This window comes from Nonomuraea typhae, assembly GCF_009760925.1.
In the GTDB taxonomy this organism is placed as follows: domain Bacteria; phylum Actinomycetota; class Actinomycetes; order Streptosporangiales; family Streptosporangiaceae; genus Nonomuraea; species Nonomuraea typhae.
The window spans coordinates 264538-282923 of the sequence record NZ_VRLV01000012.1 but is presented as its reverse complement, the minus strand read 5'-3'; the positions used below and the strand labels follow the sequence as shown (position 1 = coordinate 282923).

The following is an 18386-nucleotide window of genomic DNA, read 5'->3' as shown; positions in this document are numbered from 1 at the left end:
AGAGGGCAAGCCTACGGAGAAGCGATGATCCCGATGCCCCGATCGCCGATATCGTGGATCGGGTGCGAGTAGCGACGTGGAACGTGAACTCGGTCAAACAGCGTCTGCCCCGTCTCCTGCCCTGGCTGGACCAGCGGCGGCCGGACGTCGTCTGCCTGCAGGAGACCAAGCTGGCCGACGCGCCCTTCGCCGATCTGCTCGGCGCCGAACTGGCCAAGCGCGGGTACGCGGCGGCGGCGCACGGCGAGGCGCGGTGGAACGGCGTGGCGATCCTTTCGAGGGTGGGCCTGGACGACGTGGTCACCGGCGTGGCCGAAGCGCCGGGCTTCCCCCACCAGGAGGCCCGGGCGGTGGCGGCCACCTGCGGGGGTGTGCGGGTGCACTCCGTCTACGTGCCCAACGGGCGCACGCCGGACTCCGACCACTACCACTACAAGCTGGCGTGGCTGGCGGCGTTGCGCGAGGTGGTGAAGGCGGGCCCCGAGGACGCGATGGTGTGCGGGGACGTCAACATCGCGCCGGAGGACGCCGACGTCTTCGACCCTGAGGCGTACGTCGGGCAGACCCACGTGACCGGGCCGGAGCGGGCGGCGCTGGCCGGGCTGCGCGCGCTGGGGCTGCATGACGTGGTGCGGGAGCGCTGGCCGCAGGAGCGGGTGTTCACGTACTGGGACTACCGCGCCGGAATGTTCCACAAGGATCTCGGCATGCGGATCGACCTGGTGCTGGCCTCCTCGCCGGTCACCGAGCGGGTGCGGGCGGCGTGGGTCGATCGGCAGGCGCGCAAGGGCACCGGGCCGAGCGACCACGCGCCGGTGATCGTGGACCTGGACGAGGCGCCCGACGGGGACATCGGCCCGATGGTGCCGCCGCCGTCGGCGCCCGCGGTCAAGAAGGGTTCGGTCAAGCTGCCGCAGGCGCCTTAGTACACCGAGATGTGCGGGTGGTCGTAGTGGTTGGCCGTGGTCCCGCCGCGGTCGGTCATGGTGCGCCACGAGCCGGTGCGCACGTGCCAGATGCGCTGCCGGTAGATCACGTACATGATGCCGAGGCGCTTGGCGTTCTTCACCACCCACTCGGAGATCTTGTAGCCGCGGGCGATCTCCTTGGCCGACGGCATGGCGCCGGCGCGGCTCAGCATGAAGTCGCAGGCGCGGCCGAGGGGATGTTCGCCGCCGTCCTGGATCGAGCGGTAGCAGCCGATGCCGAACGGCACCTCGAAGCGTTCCTGGACGAGCTGTTTGACCAGGCGCATGCGCGGGGTGATGTTGTCCTCGCCCGCGGGCAGCTGCGGGACGAACGTGCCGTCGCGGCGGGCGCCGGGGACGTCGTGGAGCTGCTCGATCTTGTCGCGCATCCTGTCGATGAGCTTCACCGCCCTGTCCTTGCGCTGGTCCAGGTCGGCGACGGTGGCGCGCAGCTCTCCCTCCTGGGCCGCAAGTTCCTCCTGGGCCCGCTTGAACTCATCGCGAACCTTGGCGAATCCGGCGATCCTGGCGTTCTGCAGGTCGATCATCTGGCGGCTGATCGCCACCCGGGACAGCATGGCCTCCGGGGCGCCCGGGCCGCCGAACATGTTGAGCAGATTGGGCTCGCCGGTCATGTACTGGGTGACGCCCATGAGCCTCAGGTTGACCGCCTCACGGTCGAAGACCTCCTGGGCGTCCCTGAGGCGGGCGCGGGCGGCGTTCTCCGTCTTCTCGACCTTCCGCAGGGCGATGCGGCTGTTGTAGTAGTCGGTGATGAGCTTGTCCGACTCCTTCTGAAGCGCGGCCAGCTCCTTCTTCAGCTGCTTGACGGTCGGCTTCGGCTTGGCCGCGGCGGACACGGGCACGAGCACCACGGTCACCGCCGCCGCCAGCGCCACGAGCCTCTTCCACAGCGGCCCGCGCCGCACGCCAGCGAGTGACGCAACCGCCACGCTTCTCCTTCGCCCGTGCCGAAGGGCGATGGCCGATCGGTACGTCGCAGGCCGGGGGCGCCCTCTATCCGATCGACGATAGTAGGGGATGGTTGCAGCAGGGGTGGAATCAGGTCATTCGGTATCTATCACCTCGACGTCGAGCGGGCGGGCGCCGCCGCCGTCACCGTTGCACGTTCCCGCCGGGCAGGCGGTCACCGCCACCACCAGGTCACACTCGGCCCGCAGGCTCACGCTCTGGCCCGCACGCGAGACCGGCGGATGGATGCGCAGCTTGCCGTCCTGGCCGACCTCGGTGTTCATGAAGAAGTTGAACGCGATCGTGACCGTCGCCGCCGGTACGGCGAAGGCCGCCAGGGCACCGGTGAGGTTGTCGTAGCAGTTCGGCTGAGGCGTGGCTGCGCCGTACTGGATCTCATACATCTCCTGACTGCACGGGGCATACAGGAAGTCGTGCCTGCCCACCTCGTCCTCGACGATCTTCATCAGGGGGCGGCTGCGGCGCGAGTACAGGATGGACCCGGTCGTCAGGCTGACCGTGCCCCCGTAGTCGAACGTGCGGCCGTTGCTCTGGCCGTCGGTCAGGTCGTCGGCGGGCACGGCGAACAGGTCGCCGCTCTGGCTGCCGGCCACATCGGTGATCTTCAGCAGGCTCCCGGCGCTGAGCCGCCAAGCCCTTCCGCTCATGGGATCGATCCGCATAAATCCACACTTAGCACGCCGGGTGGGGGAAGCCCCTCTGGTTTCCCGGCCCTGCAGGATGCAGATGCCGCGCAAGACAGTTACCGCGCGGCACAGATACCGCGAGACACAGGTACTGCGGGACACAGCTACTGCGGGACACAGCTACTGCGAGACACAGCCACTGCGAGACACAGCTACTGCGTGGGACAGCTATCGCGGGACACAGCTACCGCGCAGCACAGATACTGCGCAGCACAGCCACCGCGTAGCACAGCTACCGCCCGACACAGCTACCGCGCAGCACAGATACTGCGCAGCACAGCCACCGCGTAGCACAGCTACCGCCCGACAAAGCTACCGCGCAGCACAGATACTGCGCAGTGCAGTCGCCGTGGGCAGCCTTGTCGTCGCGTACATGTCCGGCGGCGCCGGCACACCAGGCGCCGGCACACCACAGGTGCCCGGCACCTAGTCCCCGGTTGCGTGTCCTTGGTGCAGCGAGCGCTATGTGTTCCTGGCGCTGCGAGCGCTCCCGGCGTCAGGCGGCCAGGCGTCTTGCCAGTGGTTGCTGGCTTTGCCCGGCATCAGACAGTCACGCGTCCAGCCGACCCTGCCGGCTTCGCCCAGCATCAGACAGTCACGTATCCAGCCGACCCTGCCGGCTTCGCCCAGCATCAGACAGTCACGTATCCAGCCGACCCTGCCGGCTTCGCCCAGCATCAGACAGTCACGTATCCAGCCGACCCTGCCGGCTTCGCCCGGCGTTGCGGGCCACGATCCGCCGGCCGAGCAGTACGGAGCCGGGTACCAGCGCCACCCCCAGCAGGCTGCCGCCCAGGCCGAGGCCGAGGTCGGCGTCGAGCAGGCCCTTGCCGCCCTTCAGCGCCGGCAGGTCCACGCCGACCGACAACGACACCGACAGCAGCGGCTCCGGCTTGTCGTCCTGGGGCTTGGTCGGCGGTGGTGGCGGCGCCTGGGTGGGCGCGGGCGGTTGCTCCTGGCTGGGTTTGGGGGCGGGCTCGGAGTCGGGGTTGCGTGCGGGGCTGCGGCTCGGTTCCGCGGAGGGGCGGGTGGGTTCGGTGCTGCGGGTCGGCTCTGGGTTGCGCGTGGGCTTGTGGGTCGGCTCCGGGGCCTGCGTCCTGGTGGGGGTGGCGGCCGGTTCTTCCGCTTCGGTGGCCGCGGTGGGTACGGCGGTGTGTGTGCGGGGCCAGTCGCCCACCTGGGTGATCGGCGGCGTCCCGGGGAATCCGGTGGGCGGCACGTCCGGCTCCGCCGTACGCCCGGGAGGTGTGAAGAGCGGCGCCGCGCTCCCGGGCGGCATCGCGCGTACGGCGTCGCCCTGCGGCTCGGTCCACACGACGAAGACGGAGACCAGCGCCGCCACGGTCGCCGCGACCATCGCGCCCGCCGCCACGATCTTGACCGGCGCCATGATCGTGCTGCGCGTCATGGTGGTCGCCACCTCCGCGCCGGCCGACGGCACCAGCGGCAGCAACGCCGTGTGCGGAACGGTCAGCAGCCCGAGCCCGGCGCGCCCGCGCGTCTCCCACCCGCTCCCGTACGCCTTCCCGGCCACCCGCTCCAGCTCGACGAGGAACTCCTGGGCCGTGGCGGGCCGCTCGGCCGGGTCCTTGGCCATGCCGAGCTCCACCAGCCGCCTGACCGGTTCGTCGAGGTTCGCGACCGGCGGCGGGACGTTCTGGTGCTGATAGGCCAGCACGGCGGCGTCCTCGCCGGGGAAGGGCCGGTGCCCGGCCAGGCACTCGAACAGGACGACCGCCGCCGCGTACACGTCCGTGGCCGGACCCGCGGGGGCGTCCTCCCACTGCTCCGGCGCCATGTACGGGGGTGTGCCCACATACGCCCCGGTCTCCCCGAACGGGGTGGCCAGCCCGAAATCGACAAGCTTGCTGTGCCCGTCGGCGGCGACGATGACGTTCTCCGGCTTGAAGTCCCGGTGCGCCAGCCCGCGCTCATGCGCCTCGCTGAGCCCGGTGAGCGCCCCTTTGAGCACCGCCAGGGCGGCCAGCGCCCCGGTCGCCCCCTCGAACGCCAGCAGGCGGCGCAGGGTGATGCCGTCCACCAGCTCCATGACGATCGCGGCGTCGTCATCACCCTCGACGTACTCGTATAACCGCGCCGTATGCGGACTGTCCAGCTCGCCGATCACCCGCGCCTCGTCCCGGAACCGCGCGGCGAACTCCTTGTCCTCGCGCAGCTTCGGAGCCAGGTGCTTGATCGCGACGGGTAACCCGTCAGAGGCCCGCACCGCCAGCATCACCCGGCCGGTGCCCCCATGTCCGAGCTCCCGGATCTCCGTGTAGCCCGGAACTCGCATCGTGGAACCCCCATGGCAGAAGATCCAGTATGTCCGGACCCTAACCTGTATCCGCGGCCGGTTCAACACGCTCTGTCGAGATACCGTGACGGGATCGATAGAGCAGGTGTACGGCCAGCGCACTCCCCAGCCCTACCCCCACCAGCCCCCACCAGGCCAGACCCGCCTCCATGGCCACCCCGGTGAGCACGTTCCCGAGGGCGGTTCCGACGCCGGATACGGTGCTGTAGAGGCCGTAATAGGTACCGACCCGATCGCCGCCGAAGCCTGCGACCGTGGCCATCTCGAACGGGTAGACGATCATGCTGCCCAGGGTGAGCAGCACGGTGGCCGCGATCACCGCCACGGCCATCGCCCCGTCCCCGCCGCCCAGTGCCGCCGCGCGGGATCCGGAGAGTGCTGCGGGAGGGCCGGTGGCGGCAGGCGTCGCGAGTCCGGGCAGACCCGTAGCCGCGATGCCGGGCAGGGCGAAGGCCAGGGCCATCAGCGCGAGACCCCGGCTCATCGCCTGGCCGGGGCTCCAGCGCGACTGGGCCCACTTGGTGACCCGCAGCTGACCGAGCATCGCCATCGCCCCGGACACCACGAAGATCCAGGTGGCCTGTGCGGGGGCGGCGAGCGGAAGGCTCAGGTAGACCTGGAACCCGAGCACGTAGGAGCCCGTCATGGCCAGCGCGAACTGGCAGAACGCCCGGTCGGTGAGCGCCGCCCGCCAGTCCGACACCACCGACCCGTCCGCGCCCGCCCGGCTCCCGCGCCGCGCCGGCAGCATCCGGGCCTGAGCGATCCCCAGCACCGCGAACAGCCCGGCCGCGGTCAGGCAGGTGACCCGGAAGGCCAGCCCGTTCAGCAGCACCCCGGCCAGCGGTCCCACCAGAATCCCGGTCTGGTAGAAGACGTTGAACAGCGCGAACGCCTCCACCTTCCGCTCCCCCGCCTCCGCGGCCAGGTATGCCCGGGCGGCGGGATTGAACAACGCCCCCGCCAGCCCGGTGAGCGCGGACGCCACGATGAGCCCGGGTACACCCTCGACCACCCCGAGCATCCCGAACCCCACGGTCCGGAGCGCCAGCCCGGCAAGGATCATCGGCTTGTACCCCACCCGATCCGCCAGGCTCCCGCCCACCAGGAACAACCCCTGCTGGCACAGGTTTCGCACCCCCAGCACCAGCGCCGCCACCCACACCGCCAGCCCGAGATCCCCGGTGAGGTGCCCGGCCAGGTAGGGCATGAGCATGTAGAAGCCGACGTTGATCGTCAGCTGGTTGACCATGAGCAATCGGACCGCCCGGCTGTGCCCCAGCACCCCGCTCCGCCCGGCCGGCGCCCGCATCACGCCTCCCCCGCCCTGGCCCACCCACCCCCGGCCTCACCCCACCGCCCCGGAACCCCTCGCCACCACCACCCACCCCGCCCGGCCCGCACCCCTCCAGGAGCCCCCTCAGCCCGGGACCCGTCATCCCGCCGAAGGCCGGCCTGAGGACTGTCATCCCGCCGAAGATCGGCCTGAGGGCTGTCATCCCGCCGAAGATCGGCCTGAGGGCTGTCATCCCGCAGCCCCTCACCCCGTAGACGGTCATCCCGCAGGCCGTCACCCCGCAGACCATCACCCCGTGGCCCCTTGCCCTGGTGGCCGGCCGGCCCCGGCGCGTCATCCCTTGGTTCCGATCCCTGCGGGCGGGCAGAGGCGGCCGGGCAGGGTGGGGTGATGGTGGTGCAGCGGGACCAGCGAGTGGCTTCCCAGGCGGCGGGGTGCGGGAGTTCGTCGGGTTCGGGCTCGGGTTTGTGGTCCAGGAGGCCGTGCTCGGCGCAGTAGGCGTCGCCGTACACGGTGTCGAAGTAGCGTTCCGGGCCGTCGGGGAAGACGGCGGCGATGCGGGTGCCAGGGGGTTCGCGGCGGGCGAGCCAGGAGGCGACCATGGCGACGGCGCCCACACTCCAGCCGCCGGTGGCGTAGCGGGCGGCGGCCAGGCGGCGGCAGGCCCACACCGCTTCGGCCGGGGCGACCCAGTGGATTTCCGAGAAGGCGTCGTAGGCGACGTTCGCGGGGTGGATGCTGCTGCCCAGGCCGCGCATGAGGCGGGAGCGGGCGGGCTGGCCGAAGATGGTCGAGCCGATCGTGTCCACGCCGACCAGGCGGAGGGCCGGGTTGCGGGTGCGCAGGGCGCGGGTTATGCCGCCGCTGTGGCCGCCGGTGCCCACGCTGCAGACCAGGATGTCGATGTGGGTCAGCTGGGTGGTCAGTTCGGCTGCGAGGGGTGCGTAGGCGGCTACGTTGTCGGGGTTCGCGTACTGGTCGGGGCAGTAGGCGTCCGGGTCGCGGGTCAGGAGGTCGCGGACGCGGGCGCGGCGGGCGGCCTGCCAGCCGCCTTCCGGGTACGGCTCGGCCACGATCTCCAGGCGCGCTCCGTAGGCGAGCAGGAGGCGGCGCATGAGGGGTTCCATGCCGGGGTCGGCCACGAGGGTCACGGGGTGGCCGTGCACCACTCCGGCCAGGGCGAGGCCGAGGCCGAGGGTGCCGCTGGTCGACTCGATGATCGGGGCGCCGGGGCGGAGCGTGCCGCGCCGGCGGGCTTCGGCGATCATGTGCAGGGCGGCGCGGTCCTTGATGCCGCCGGGGTTGTAGCCCTCGAGTTTGGCCCAGAAGCCGCGTTCGCCGCCTGACCAGAGTTCGGGCACCCAGAGGATGGGCGTGTTGCCCACGAGTCCGGAAATATCCATGTGTGTCTCCTGTGCTGAGGCTGGGATGTGCGCACCACGGGGCGCTTGACCATCCCGCTCAAGTAGAGGCCGGGATGCATGCGCCACCCGGCGCTGCTACATCCGGCTCACACAGAGGAGACTTCGCAGGTCAGCGCGGGTTCCGGGCATAGAGGCGCCGATCGGCGCCGCGGACTCCCCCGGGGTCGCGGGGCGGCGGGCCGTGAGGGCGGGCGCAGCCGGGGCCGTGTCGGCGGGCTGGGCGGCCGGGGCGTCGCACGAAGCCGCGTGCTGGTGTGGATGCGTGCCGGAGTCGCACGCGGAGACCCCGGCGGGCTGCGGGGTGTCGGCGTGGGCGTGCGGTCCGGCCATGCAGAGCAGGGTGAGCACGACCATGAGCGCCAGGAGCGGCCTCCAGCTCATGGCGTGCACGCTACATCACACAGTGTGACCGGCACCCCGGTGACGCGCCATTCTTTACTACTTTCTATAGTAGCCGCCGTGACTCTTTCCGAGCATTTGCGCGAATGGCTGGGCGCGTGGCCGCCGTCCCGGGCTTTCGAGGTCGTGGGCACGGTCCGGCGCGCACAGCCGGGGTGGGACGGCAACGTCCATCCCGCCCTGGGCGTGGGCTCGCCGGAGGGTGCCGTGCTGTCCGTGGCCCCCGAGCACGCCGCCGCCGTCGCGGACGCGGCCGGCCTGCGCGAGGTGCCCGCCCTGGTGGGGTACGGCACGCGCGGCTGGTTCACCGCGACCTACCGGTGGAGCACCGAACCCGCGGCGTTGCCCGACGCGGGCATCTGGGTGCCAGCCGGGCAGGCGCCGCAGTGGTTGCACCCGTTCGGCGGTGAGGCGCTGGTCGCGCTGGACCCGGAGACGGGCGAGCACCTGGCGGGCGTGGGAGTCAAGCGGCATGACCGCTTCGGGCACGAGCTGTCCGTGGTGACCGCGCCGGCCGCGCGAGGCCGCGGGCTGGCCCGGCGGCTCGTGGCGCAGGCGGCGCGGCGGGCGCTGGACGAGGGCGCCGTCCCCACGTACATGCACGCCACCGGCAACCTGGCCTCCGCCGCGGTCGCCGACGCGGCGGGTTTCCCCGATCGGGGCTGGACCGCCTTCGGCGTGACCGAGAGATAGCCCCGCACATCGGCGCTGAGCAGGGCTCTTGCATGACTACCCCTGTGGGGTATAGTTTTTTGTCGGTTTTCAGGAATGGAGTTTGAACATGTCTGCGCATCAGGACCATGACGGCCACGCCGGACACGGCACCCAGGCAGCCCATGGCGACCACGCGGCCCACGGTCAGCACGCGGGACATGGCGACCACACGGGCCACGACGCCCACCCCGGACACGGTGACCATGCGGCTCACGCCGTACCCCAAGCGGGAGAACACGGCGGGCACGGGGCGGTGTCGTGGAAGATGGCCGCGATGGCCACCCTGCACTGTCTCACCGGCTGCGCCATCGGCGAGGTCCTGGGCATGGTGATCGGCACCGCGCTCGGCTGGGGGAACCTGGCCACGATCGCGCTGGCCGTGGGGCTGGCGTTCGTGTTCGGGTACGCGCTGACCATGGTAGGCGTGCTCAAGGCGGGGCTGAGCGTCAAGCAGGCGCTCAAGGTGGCCCTGGCCGCGGACACGGTGTCGATCATCGTGATGGAGATCGTGGACAACGGCGTCATGCTGATCGTCCCGGGCGCCATGGACGCCGGGCTCGCCTCAGGGTTGTTCTGGGGCGCGCTGGCCTTCGCCTTCCTCGTGGCGTTCCTGGTGACGACGCCGGTCAACAAGTGGCTGATCGGCAGGGGCAAGGGGCACGCGGTCGTCCACGCCTACCACTAGGCGGGGTTGCTCGCGTGGGTGAGGGTCTCCCAGCCGAGGAAGTGGCTCACCCCTGCCGGGCGGCTCTGCTCGACCAGCCGCTGGGTGCGGGACATGCCGATGCCCATGCGGTTGTGCAGGGCGTTGAAGCCCACTTCGAAGGTGGGGCCGAGGCCGGGCTTGACCGAGCCGCCGCACAGCCAGGACGGCACCGGCTCGCCCAGTTGCAGCCCGGCGTGGAAGCCCATGGCGTGGCGGAGCCGGTCCTTGCCCTCGGCGTACAGGTCGAGGCCCTGGTGGCGGGCGGTCTCGGCGACGTGGACGGCGGCGGCGATGCCCCAGCCGGTGTGGCCGAAGTCGCGGCAGGTCTCCTGGGCCAGGCCGTTGACGAAGGTGGTCTGGCCGTACCAGTAGGCGATGAGCTCTTCCCTGGTGTCGTACCTGCTGCCGGGCGCCTGCTTGGGCAGGGCGCCGTCGGTGGTCAGGTAGACGTAGGCGGGCAGGCGGCCGCGCCAGGTCGTGACGGCCTTGTCGAAGGCGGCGCGGTCGTCGAGGTGCACGGCGATGCCGACGGCCGCGTCCGTCATGATCAGTTCCCAGTTGCCGTTGGTGTTGGGGCTGCCGGCCAGGACGATCGGCAGATAGACGGTGCGCAGCTTGCCGGCGAAGCGGGCGGCGCCGGACCAGCCGGTGTAGGTGTGCTTCATGAGCTCGGCCGCGCGGGAGAACGAGGCGCCGGCCCAGCCGGTCTGTAGGCGGGCGTTGTGCCCGATGTGTTCGGTGATGACGGCCGACCAGGCGTCCATGATCTGGACGGACTTCTTCGCGTGGCGGTCGTCGCCGGTCAGGTACCACTGCAGAGCGTGCGTGTAGGCGGCCATCGCGTCGTTGCGCTCGTCCGAGCAACCGTGGTTGGGGTTGGAGGAGGGACCGCACTCCACGGTGGCGCGTGGTTTCGGCGTGTAGGACAGCGAGGCGAACGAGCTGGCGCGCATCGCCGCCCACGCCGATTTCCAGGGTTCGCCGCCGAGGTTGGCCTTGACGTGGTCGAGCTGGGCGCGGCTGACGAGGACGCCGGGGTGGTTGAAGGCCGCTCCGACCTTTTGCGCCATGGCCGGGGGTGCGGGTACGGCCAGCGCGAGGGTTAACAGGAGAGTGGCGAGGATGGGGCGCACAGAGGGCTCCTCTTGTCAGGGGTCAGACATCGGGTGTCTGACAACCATCCAAGCCCCGGTAACGATGACCGGTCAACGGCTACGCCGTGAGGGTGGCGGGGATCTCGAGGAGCCGCTGGATGTTCAGCGCGGCCGTACGGCCGGCCCGGTTGGCCCCGATCGTGCTGGCCGACGGACCGTAGCCGACCAGTTGGAGGCGGGGTTCCTTGACGGCCCGGGTGCCGTCCACCTTGATGCCGCCGCCGGGTTCGCGGAGTTTGAGTGGGGCCAGGTGGTCGAGCGCGGAGCGGAACCCGGTCGCCCACACGATCGCGTCCACCCGCTCGTGCCGCCCGTCTGCCCAGGTGAGCCCGTCGGGCGTGATCCGGGAGAACATCGGCAGCCGGTTCAGCACGCCCTTCTCCCTGGCCGCCCGGATCACCGGGGTGGAGCCGAGCCCGGTCACGCTGACCACGCTCTGCGGCGGCAGCCCTTCCCGGACCCGGCGCTCGACCAGGGCGACGGCGTCGCGCCTGGCCGTCTCGCCGAACTCGTCGTCGCGCCAGACGGGCTCGCGCCGTGTCACCCAGAGCGTGCCGGCGGCCACGTCGGCCAGTTCGGACAGCACGTGCATGGCCGAGGCGCCGCCGCCGACCACGACCACCCGCTGTCCGGCGAACGTCTCCGGCCCCCGGTAGCTCCCGTAGTGGATCTGGCGGCCACGGAAGTCGCCGCCGCCCGGGTAGTAGGGCCAGTAGGGCCTGGTCCAGGTGCCGGTGGCGTTGACCACGGCCCGCGCCGCCCACTCCGTCGGCACGTCCCGCCGGGTCGCCGCCACGACGAGGCGGTCGTCGTCGCCCCGGGAGACCGCGGAGACGCGGACCGGGCGCAGCACGTCCAGGCCGACGGCGCGCTCGTAGGCGGCGTAGTAGGCCGGGACCGCCTCGCGGGCCGGTGCGGCGCCGTCCGGGTCGCCCTCCTGGTGCACGCCGGGCAGGTCGAAGATGCTGTGGATCTTGTCCATGGTCAGGGACGGCGAGCGGTGCCGCCACGCGCCGCCCGGCCTGGACTCCGCGTCCAGGACGACGGTGTCCAGGCCGAAGCGCTGCAGGAAGTAGGCGCTGGACAGGCCCGCCTGCCCCGCGCCGATGACCACGACGTCAGTGATGTCCACGATCGTCGGAAACCATCACGGCGCCCGGATCCTTCCCACGACGACGACCGAGTCGGTGGGCAGGCCGCCGGTGGACGAGCTCAGGTCCACCGTCGCCGGCCGGGGACGGTAGCCGTCCAGGCCGTCGAGCCCGAGCGTGATGTCGGTGGCCAGCAGGGCGGGGGCGCCGCTGGTGCGCAGCTCGAACTCGACGCCGGCGCCGGGCGGGGCGAAGAACTGGGCCTCGAACGGCCACTCCCCCTCGCCCGGCCCCTCCTCGGGCTGCGGCAGCGGCACCCCGGGGCGTCCGTCCACGCGGATGCTCCCCGCGCGGGCCGGGCGGTCGGCGTGGAGGTTGAGCTGGTAGGCGCCCCGCAGGGAGCGGACCCGGACGCGCGTGACGGTCTCGGCCCCCTCCTGACGCCGGCTGAGCACGCGCACCTCGGGCGCGGGCAACTCGGCCGCGACCGCCTTCCCGGCGTGGGCGGGGCTCATGCCGAACGGCAGCGGCAGCGCCCACGAGCCGGGAACCTCGGGGGTGAGGCCGGCCGCCCACGGGTGGAGGCGCTCGTCGGCGCTGACCCAGTGCGCCTGCCCGCTCCCGCCGTCGAGTACGTAGGCGAGATGAGCGGCCTCCGGGTGCTGCTCGTCGAACCGGTCGTAGACCAGGCCGGCCGCCGCCAGCGCCACCGCCAGCACCGCCGCGCCCACCGGACCGGACGCCGCGCGCAGCCGCCCCTGCAGGCTGCGCGCGGCGTCCGATGCACCCAGACCCGATGCACCCAGGCCCGATGCACCCAGGCCCGATGCACCCGGGCCCGATGCACCCGGGTCCGATGCGCCTGATGCGCCCGGGGTGGCCGCGGCCAGCACGGGCAGCGCCGCGAAGGCCGCGAGGACGAGCAGCACCATGGCCGTGGCGGCCAGGGCCAGCCCGAAGGCGGCGAAGGTGCGCGCCCCGGCGGTCAGCAGCACGACCCCCACGACCGCCGCCGCCGTCTGCACGGCCAGCGCGAGGAGAGCGGACCCGCGGGCCGGACGCGGGCCGTTCAGGAAGAGGGCGGCGATCCCGGCGAGCCCCCCGGCCAGCGCGGGCAGGGCACCGTAGTAGAACATCCCGGGCATGACCCCCGCCAGCCCGACCCCGGCGACCGCCAGCCAGGCCAGCGCCCCCACGGAGAGGGCGACCGGGCCGAACCGGCGGCGCAGCAGCACGAACCACCCCCAGACCAGGGCCAGCGCCAGCGCGATGAGCGCCAGCCGGTAGAGATCCGGCCGGTACGGCTCGCCGTACACCATCCCCGCGTACCCGGGCCGCAGCAGGCCGAGCAGCGGCCAGAGCCGATCCCCGGCCAGGTAGGCCAGCCCCGCGGGCACGGCCGCGGTGAGCACGGCCAGCCCCATCCCGGGCAGGGACGCGGCCCGCCGTACCCGGGCCAGGACGGCGAAGGCCAGCACCACGAGCGCTCCGAGCACGGCCAGGGGCAGGATCAGCGCGCCGGGGATGCGGACGACGGCGCCGAAGGCGGAGAAGAAGGCGGCGTCCGAGGGCTCGCGCAGGCGGGGCAGGTCGGCGGCCAGGGCGGCGCGGGTGAGGGCCAGGCCGTTGGCGCCGTGCATCTGCAGGACGGCGGGCTCGAAGTTGGCGAGGGTGTCGCGGGGGTGGTGGTAGTAGGCGCGACCGCCGGCGGTGCCGAGGTCGACGCCGATGAAGCCGTGTTCCTCCAGGGTGGTCAGATCGGAATGAAAGCCCGTCTGGCGATAAATCCCGATCAGGGCGGACTCTCCCACCGGGTACGGCGACGCCGCGAGCACCCCGGTCAGGCCGGTGCCGCCGGGGGTGACGTTGTAGACCGCCGAAGGGGCGCCGTTGCCGGGGCCCTCCAGGTTGATCACCACGCCCCCGGACCGGGCCAGCGGGTGGTGGGCGGCGAAGGACTCGGCGCCGATCAGCCCGGGCTCCTCCCCGTCGCTGAGCAGGATGACGAGGTCGTTGCGCGGCCGCTCCCCGCCGGTCTGGAGAGCGCGGACGATCTCCAGGATCGCGGCCACGGACGCCTTGTCGTCGCTGGTCCCGGGGGTCGTGGTGGTGGAGTCGTAGTGGGCGGCGAGCACGACCTGACCGGTGGCGGCGGCGCCGGGGATGCGGGCCACGACGTTCTCGGTGAGCCCCGAGACGATCGCCGAGCCGAAGCTGCGGGCGCCGACCCCGGTCTGCACCTCCGGCTCGAGGCCGAGCGCGGCGAGCCGGCCGACGAGGTAGTCACGGATGCGGTCGCCGCCGGGCGAGCCGACGGGCGTGGGGCCGCCACCGGCGATCTTCTCCAGGTGGGGCCAGGCGCGGGTGGCGCTGAACTGGGCGGCGGGCGCGTCCTCGCCCAGGGGCGCGGGCGGGCGTTCGGCCAGCCAGGCGGCGAAGGCGACGGCCGCGAGGACGGCTAAGGCGACGAGCCCGGCGACCGGGCGGCGCGCCGGCGAAGGGATGTGTTTGCGCATGGGTACACAATGACTTGTGCACAATGGATTGTGCAAGCCCGGTTGTGCACAAGGCAGCGCGAAAACGCAGATGGAGATGGGGAAGAATGCACAAGAATCCGGTAGGTTGACGGCCATGGCCGCTCACGAGGTACGCAAGCTCACCGACCTCGAGGCGCTGCGCACGCTGTCCCACCCGCGCCGCCAGCGCATCCTCGACCACCTCAGCGCCCACGGCCCCGCCACCTCCGCCGACCTGGCCCGCGACCTCGACCTGAACACCGGCGCCACCAGCTACCACCTGCGCGAGCTGGCCAAACACGGCTTCGTCGAGGAGGTCCCGGAGAAGGCCCGCGGCCGCGAGCGCTGGTGGCGGCACGTCCCGGCCGACATCCGCTTCCCCCTGCGCAGCGAGCAGGACGACGAGACCCGCGCCGTCATGGACGAGATGAACGCCCGCGCCTACAACGAGGACGTCGCCGCGTTCCGCCGCGCCCTCGCCGCCTCCGAACCGGGCGGCTGGGGTGATGCCTTCCCCTTCTCCCGCGGTACGGTCACGGTCACGTTGCCGCAGCTCGCCGCGTTCTTCGAGGAGTACGTGGCGCTGGTCATGCGCTACACCGACGCCGGTGCGGCCGACCCGGAAGCCCGCCGCGTCCATACCCGTTTTCTTGCATTCCCCGACATCACCGACTAAGGTCCCATTTCTATGTCCAGCCCCGAGTCGAACAGACGCTGACCACCGGCGCACCGGCATGCCGTGATGGCGTGACCGGGACCGCCGCCAGGGTCCTGTCCGTCTTTCACTCGGGAGTCTTCCTGCCATGCCTGTGGCAGTCTTCATCCTCGGCCTTGCCGTCTTCGCCCAGGGCACCTCGGAGTTCATGCTCTCCGGCCTGCTGCCCGCCATCTCCGCCGACCTCGGCGTGTCCCTGCCCCAGGCAGGGCTGCTGACCTCGGCCTTCGCCCTCGGCATGGTGATCGGCGCGCCCGTGCTGGCCGCCGCCACCCTGCGCTGGCCGCGGCGGCGCGCGCTGGTGCTGTTCCTGTCCGTCTTCGCCGCCGCCCACGTGGTGTCCGCCCTCACTCCGGACTACGGCGTGCTGCTGGCCGCGCGTGTCGTCTCGGCGCTGGCCAACGCCGGTTTCTGGGCCGTGGCCGCCGCGACGGCCGTGGCCATAGTGCCCGCCGGTGTCAGGGCGCGGGCGCTGGCCGTCGTGGTGGGCGGCGTCACCCTCGCCTGCGTCGCCGGCGTGCCCGCGGGGGCGCTGCTCGGGCAGCTGTGGGGCTGGCGTTCGGCCTTCTGGGCGGTGGCCGCCCTCTCGGCCCTGTCCGCGGTGGCCGTCCTCCGCGCCCTGCCCTCCGGTACGGCCGGCCGTACACAGACCGAAACCACCGGCGTGCGCGAGGAGCTCAAGGCGCTGACCGACCGCAGGGTGGCCGTCACGTACCTGCTCAACGCGCTCGTCCAGGGCGCCACCTTCTGCGCCTTCACCTTCCTGTCCCCGCTGGTCACCGAGGTGGCCGGGCTCGGCGAGGGGTGGGTGCCCGGCATGCTGGTGCTGTTCGGCGCGGGCGCGTTCGCGGGCATCTCGCTCGGCGGGCGCCTGGCCGACGCCCGCCCTCTCCAGGTCCTCGGGTACGGCGGCGCCGCCCTCACCGCCGGTTGGGTGCTGCTGGCGCTGACCGCGGGCGTCCCGGCGGCGCTGGTGAGCCTGATCTTCGTCCAGGGCCTGCTGGCCTTCGGCCTGGCCCCCGCGCTGACCTCGCGGGCCTACCAGCTCGCGGCCGGGGCGCCCACCCTGGCGGGGGCGTTCGCCACGGCCGCGTTCAACGTGGGCGCGGCGGCCGGGCCCGGCCTGGGCGGGCTGGCGCTGGACGCCGGGCTGGGGTTCCGCGCCCCGGTCTGGGTGGCGGCGGGGCTGATGGTGCTCGCCCTGGCCGTGCTCGGCTGGGCGGTCCGGCTGGGACTCCGGACCGCCCAGGAGCCGGCCGGTTCAGGCTGAATCGCCGGCGAGGCTCAGTTCAGGCTGATCCGGTCCAGGTTCGGGCCTCCGTTCGCGGTCGTGGACACCAGGCGGATGGCGTTGGCCCCCGCCTGGAGGGTCACCGGGACGCTCGTCTCCGTCCACGTGGTCCACGCGCCTGTCGGGTCGAAGGGTTTCCCGCCGGCGGCGAGCGCGCCGTTGACGAGGATGTCCATCGGCCGGCCGGCGGTGGTGCCGTTGGCGAAGCGGACGGTGAGCGTCTTCGTCCCGGCCGTGGCGGCGGTCACGGTGAACTCCACGGACGACCCGGTGACGTTGTCGAGGTTGACGAAGCCGGTGCCGGTGAACCCGGCGTGGTTGGACTCGACCACGCCCTGGGCGATCGTGGCGTTCTCCGCCTGGTACTCGCTGCTGGGCGCGGCCGGGGCGGGCACGTCGAGGTAGTCGAGGTTGGGGCCGCCGTTGGCGGTGGTGGCCAGCAGTTTGACGGAGTTGGCCCCGGCCTCGAGGTCCACGGTGATGGGGGCGCTGACCCAGGTGGACCAGGCTCCGGTGCCGGCGAAGTCGCGGGTGACGGGCGGCCCGCCGTTCACCGAGACGCTCATCGGCCGGTTGACGGTGGTGCCGTTGGCGAAGCGGAGGGTGAGCGTGGCGGTGCCCGCCTGCGCGGCGTCGGCGGTGAACTCGATGCCGCTGCCCGCGACGTTGTCGAAGTTGACGAAGCCGGTGCCGGAGTAGCCGGCGTGGTTGGACTCGACGGCGCCCTGGGTGATCGTGGCCTGCTCGGCCTCCAGGCGGGTGACGGTGCCGGAGGCCGGGCGGGCGCGGATCAGCCGGGCCTCGCCGGGCCGCAGGGTGGCGCTGTAGCCGGAGGTGACGGTGCCCTCGGCGGCGCCGGACCACAGGTTCGTCACCTCGGCGGCGCCGGTGAAGCCGACCTGGGACCAGGTGACGCTGACCGTGGAGTTGCCCGACGTTCCGGTGTTGAACAGGGCCACGATATAGTCGCCGTTCGACTCCCGTTTACGCCAGACCTGGTTGACGCCGCTGTTCACAATGCGGTCGGCGGCGACGCCGTCCTGGTTGACCGCGATGAGCCGCTCGTTGGTGAGCATCGCCAGGTCGGTCGGGGTGAGCGCGGTCAGGTCGCTGCCGAGCAGCAGCGGCGAGGCGGCCATCGCCCACAGGGTCAGGTGCGAGCGGCGCTGGTCGGCGTTGATGCCCATCTGGTCGCCGTTGCCGATCTGCAGCGAGTCGAGGTCGTTCCAGCCGCCGGGCGCCGCGTAGGGCTGCCAGGAGGCGGCGGAGCCGAAACGGCTGGTGATCTTCGCCCACGTGGTGAGCGGATAGCCCGAGCCGTTCGGGCCCGGGCCGCAATAGCACTCGACGTCGCCCTGGGTGCGCCAGCTGTTGGCCAGGCGCTTCCAGGTGGTGGCCTGGGCGATGGGCAGGTTGTTGGACAGGGCGAAGTTGATCGGCCTGCCGGTCTGGCGCAGGGCCTTGTCCCAGCCCTCGACGTCGGCGATCGTCGTGGCGTCCACGCCGTCGATCTTGAGGTAGTCCACGCCCCACGAGGCCATCTGGTTGGCCCAGGAGTTGATGAACGCCTGCGTGCCGGGATGCGACCACTTCAGCCGGTACATGTTCTTGCAGTTGTAGTTCTTGTGCATGCTCGCCGCGGTGTCGGCGATGTCGGCGGCGCGGTAGCCCGTGCCCTCGACCGGCGTGTTGCGGGTGACGGCGTTCTTGGCGATGCCGGGGGTGACGTAGAAGCCGAACTTCAGCCCTTTGGCGTGCACGTAGTCGGCCAGCGCCTTGATCCCGGAGGGGAACTTGGCGGCGTCCACCTGCCAGCGGCCGAAGCCGTCGACCATGAAGCCGTTGGCGTCGCACTTCTGGTAGAAGTCGTCGAGGTTGACGTACACGTAGCCCTTGGCCAGCAGGCCGCTGCTGACCAGGGCGTCGGCCTGGGCCTTCATCTTGGCCTCGTCCGGCCAGCGGCGCACGAAGCTCCAGCTGCTCCAGCCCATCGCGGGCCGGATGGACTGGCCGTTGTCGGAGGCGGCCGCCGGCGGCGTGGCGGCGATCGCCAGGCCGGTGGCGGCCAGCAGCACGGCCATGGCGGCCGCGCGCAGTCTTCTCAGGTTCAACGCG

15 protein-coding genes are annotated in these 18386 nt (G+C 72.1%); 5 read left to right on the top strand and 10 right to left on the bottom strand.

Annotation, left to right across the window (positions count from 1 at the left end):
• Window positions 1-62 precede the first annotated feature (62 nt).
• Window positions 63-926, top strand: coding sequence for an exodeoxyribonuclease III (locus FVE25_RS37680; protein WP_219825820.1), 864 nt, complete (start codon window positions 63-65; stop codon window positions 924-926).
• Here the strand turns inward: FVE25_RS37680 and FVE25_RS37675 are convergent.
• From FVE25_RS37675 to FVE25_RS55615, 6 genes are all read right to left on the bottom strand, one after another.
• Window positions 923-1921, bottom strand: coding sequence for a coiled-coil domain-containing protein (locus FVE25_RS37675; RefSeq protein WP_246268052.1), 999 nt, complete (start codon window positions 1919-1921; stop codon window positions 923-925). The two genes, FVE25_RS37680 and FVE25_RS37675, sit on opposite strands and share 4 nt — an antisense overlap.
• A 114-nt stretch (window positions 1922-2035) precedes the next feature.
• The gene (locus tag FVE25_RS37670) at window positions 2036-2608 is read right to left on the bottom strand and encodes a DUF1989 domain-containing protein (RefSeq protein ID WP_157252238.1); all 573 of its coding nucleotides are present in this window, start codon (window positions 2606-2608) and stop codon (window positions 2036-2038) included.
• A 724-nt stretch (window positions 2609-3332) separates the two neighbouring features.
• Complete coding sequence (locus FVE25_RS54535) at window positions 3333-4943, bottom strand: serine/threonine-protein kinase (RefSeq protein ID WP_219825819.1); 1611 nt, start codon at window positions 4941-4943, stop codon at window positions 3333-3335.
• A gap of 40 nt (window positions 4944-4983) precedes the next feature.
• Window positions 4984-6276, bottom strand: a complete 1293-nt coding sequence (locus FVE25_RS37660) for an MFS transporter (RefSeq protein ID WP_157252237.1) — start codon at window positions 6274-6276, stop codon at window positions 4984-4986.
• On the bottom strand, window positions 6276-7664 hold the full coding sequence (locus tag FVE25_RS37655) for a PLP-dependent cysteine synthase family protein (protein WP_219825818.1): 1389 nt from the start codon (window positions 7662-7664) through the stop codon (window positions 6276-6278). Before FVE25_RS37655 ends, FVE25_RS37660 begins: the two co-directional genes overlap by 1 nt.
• Window positions 7665-7760: 96 nt before the next feature.
• Window positions 7761-8066, bottom strand: a complete 306-nt coding sequence (locus tag FVE25_RS55615) for a hypothetical protein (protein ID WP_246268051.1) — start codon at window positions 8064-8066, stop codon at window positions 7761-7763.
• Window positions 8067-8144: 78 nt separating this feature from the next.
• Here FVE25_RS55615 and FVE25_RS37650 point away from each other — a divergent pair, with 78 nt between their 5' ends.
• Window positions 8145-8777, top strand: a complete 633-nt coding sequence (locus tag FVE25_RS37650) for a GNAT family N-acetyltransferase (protein WP_246268045.1) — start codon at window positions 8145-8147, stop codon at window positions 8775-8777.
• Window positions 8778-8865: 88 nt separating this feature from the next.
• Window positions 8866-9483 (top strand): DUF4396 domain-containing protein, encoded by a 618-nt coding sequence (locus tag FVE25_RS37645; protein ID WP_157252235.1) that lies wholly within the window; start codon window positions 8866-8868, stop codon window positions 9481-9483.
• Here the strand turns inward: FVE25_RS37645 and FVE25_RS37640 are convergent.
• The 3 genes from FVE25_RS37640 to FVE25_RS37630 all read right to left on the bottom strand — a co-directional run bounded on the left by FVE25_RS37640 (window position 9480) and on the right by FVE25_RS37630 (window position 14265).
• A complete protein-coding gene (locus FVE25_RS37640; protein WP_219825817.1) occupies window positions 9480-10637 on the bottom strand; it encodes an alginate lyase family protein in 1158 nt (385 codons plus the stop codon). The two genes, FVE25_RS37645 and FVE25_RS37640, sit on opposite strands and share 4 nt — an antisense overlap.
• A 79-nt stretch (window positions 10638-10716) precedes the next feature.
• On the bottom strand, window positions 10717-11790 hold the full coding sequence (locus tag FVE25_RS37635) for an FAD-dependent oxidoreductase (protein ID WP_246268042.1): 1074 nt from the start codon (window positions 11788-11790) through the stop codon (window positions 10717-10719).
• Between the two features lie 15 nt (window positions 11791-11805).
• Entirely contained in the window at window positions 11806-14265 is a 2460-nt protein-coding gene (locus FVE25_RS37630) for a M20/M25/M40 family metallo-hydrolase (RefSeq protein WP_157252234.1), read from the bottom strand.
• Window positions 14266-14380: 115 nt separating this feature from the next.
• Between FVE25_RS37630 and FVE25_RS37625 the strand changes: the two genes are divergently transcribed.
• Together FVE25_RS37625 and FVE25_RS37620 are read left to right on the top strand one after the other, a co-directional pair.
• On the top strand, window positions 14381-14941 hold the full coding sequence (locus tag FVE25_RS37625; protein ID WP_181019846.1) for an ArsR/SmtB family transcription factor: 561 nt from the start codon (window positions 14381-14383) through the stop codon (window positions 14939-14941).
• 127 nt (window positions 14942-15068) lie between these two features.
• Window positions 15069-16250 (top strand): Cmx/CmrA family chloramphenicol efflux MFS transporter, encoded by a 1182-nt coding sequence (locus FVE25_RS37620; RefSeq protein WP_157252232.1) that lies wholly within the window; start codon window positions 15069-15071, stop codon window positions 16248-16250.
• 14 nt (window positions 16251-16264) lie between these two features.
• On the opposite strand, the gene FVE25_RS56520 is transcribed toward FVE25_RS37620, so the two are convergent.
• Complete coding sequence (locus tag FVE25_RS56520) at window positions 16265-18382, bottom strand: carbohydrate-binding protein (protein WP_181019845.1); 2118 nt, start codon at window positions 18380-18382, stop codon at window positions 16265-16267.
• Window positions 18383-18386 lie beyond the last annotated feature (4 nt).

Coding starts and splice junctions, on each gene's coding strand:
- FVE25_RS55615 (WP_246268051.1), bottom strand. CDS start 8,066: ATGAGCTGGAGGCCGCTCCTGGCGCTCATGGTCGTGCTCACCCTGCTC.
- FVE25_RS37620 (WP_157252232.1), top strand. CDS start 15,069: ATGCCTGTGGCAGTCTTCATCCTCGGCCTTGCCGTCTTCGCCCAGGGC.
- FVE25_RS37630 (WP_157252234.1), bottom strand. CDS start 14,265: ATGCGCAAACACATCCCTTCGCCGGCGCGCCGCCCGGTCGCCGGGCTC.
- FVE25_RS37645 (WP_157252235.1), top strand. CDS start 8,866: ATGTCTGCGCATCAGGACCATGACGGCCACGCCGGACACGGCACCCAG.
- FVE25_RS37625 (WP_181019846.1), top strand. CDS start 14,381: ATGGCCGCTCACGAGGTACGCAAGCTCACCGACCTCGAGGCGCTGCGC.
- FVE25_RS37660 (WP_157252237.1), bottom strand. CDS start 6,276: ATGCGGGCGCCGGCCGGGCGGAGCGGGGTGCTGGGGCACAGCCGGGCG.
- FVE25_RS54535 (WP_219825819.1), bottom strand. CDS start 4,943: ATGCGAGTTCCGGGCTACACGGAGATCCGGGAGCTCGGACATGGGGGC.
- FVE25_RS37670 (WP_157252238.1), bottom strand. CDS start 2,608: ATGAGCGGAAGGGCTTGGCGGCTCAGCGCCGGGAGCCTGCTGAAGATC.
- FVE25_RS37655 (WP_219825818.1), bottom strand. CDS start 7,664: ATGGATATTTCCGGACTCGTGGGCAACACGCCCATCCTCTGGGTGCCC.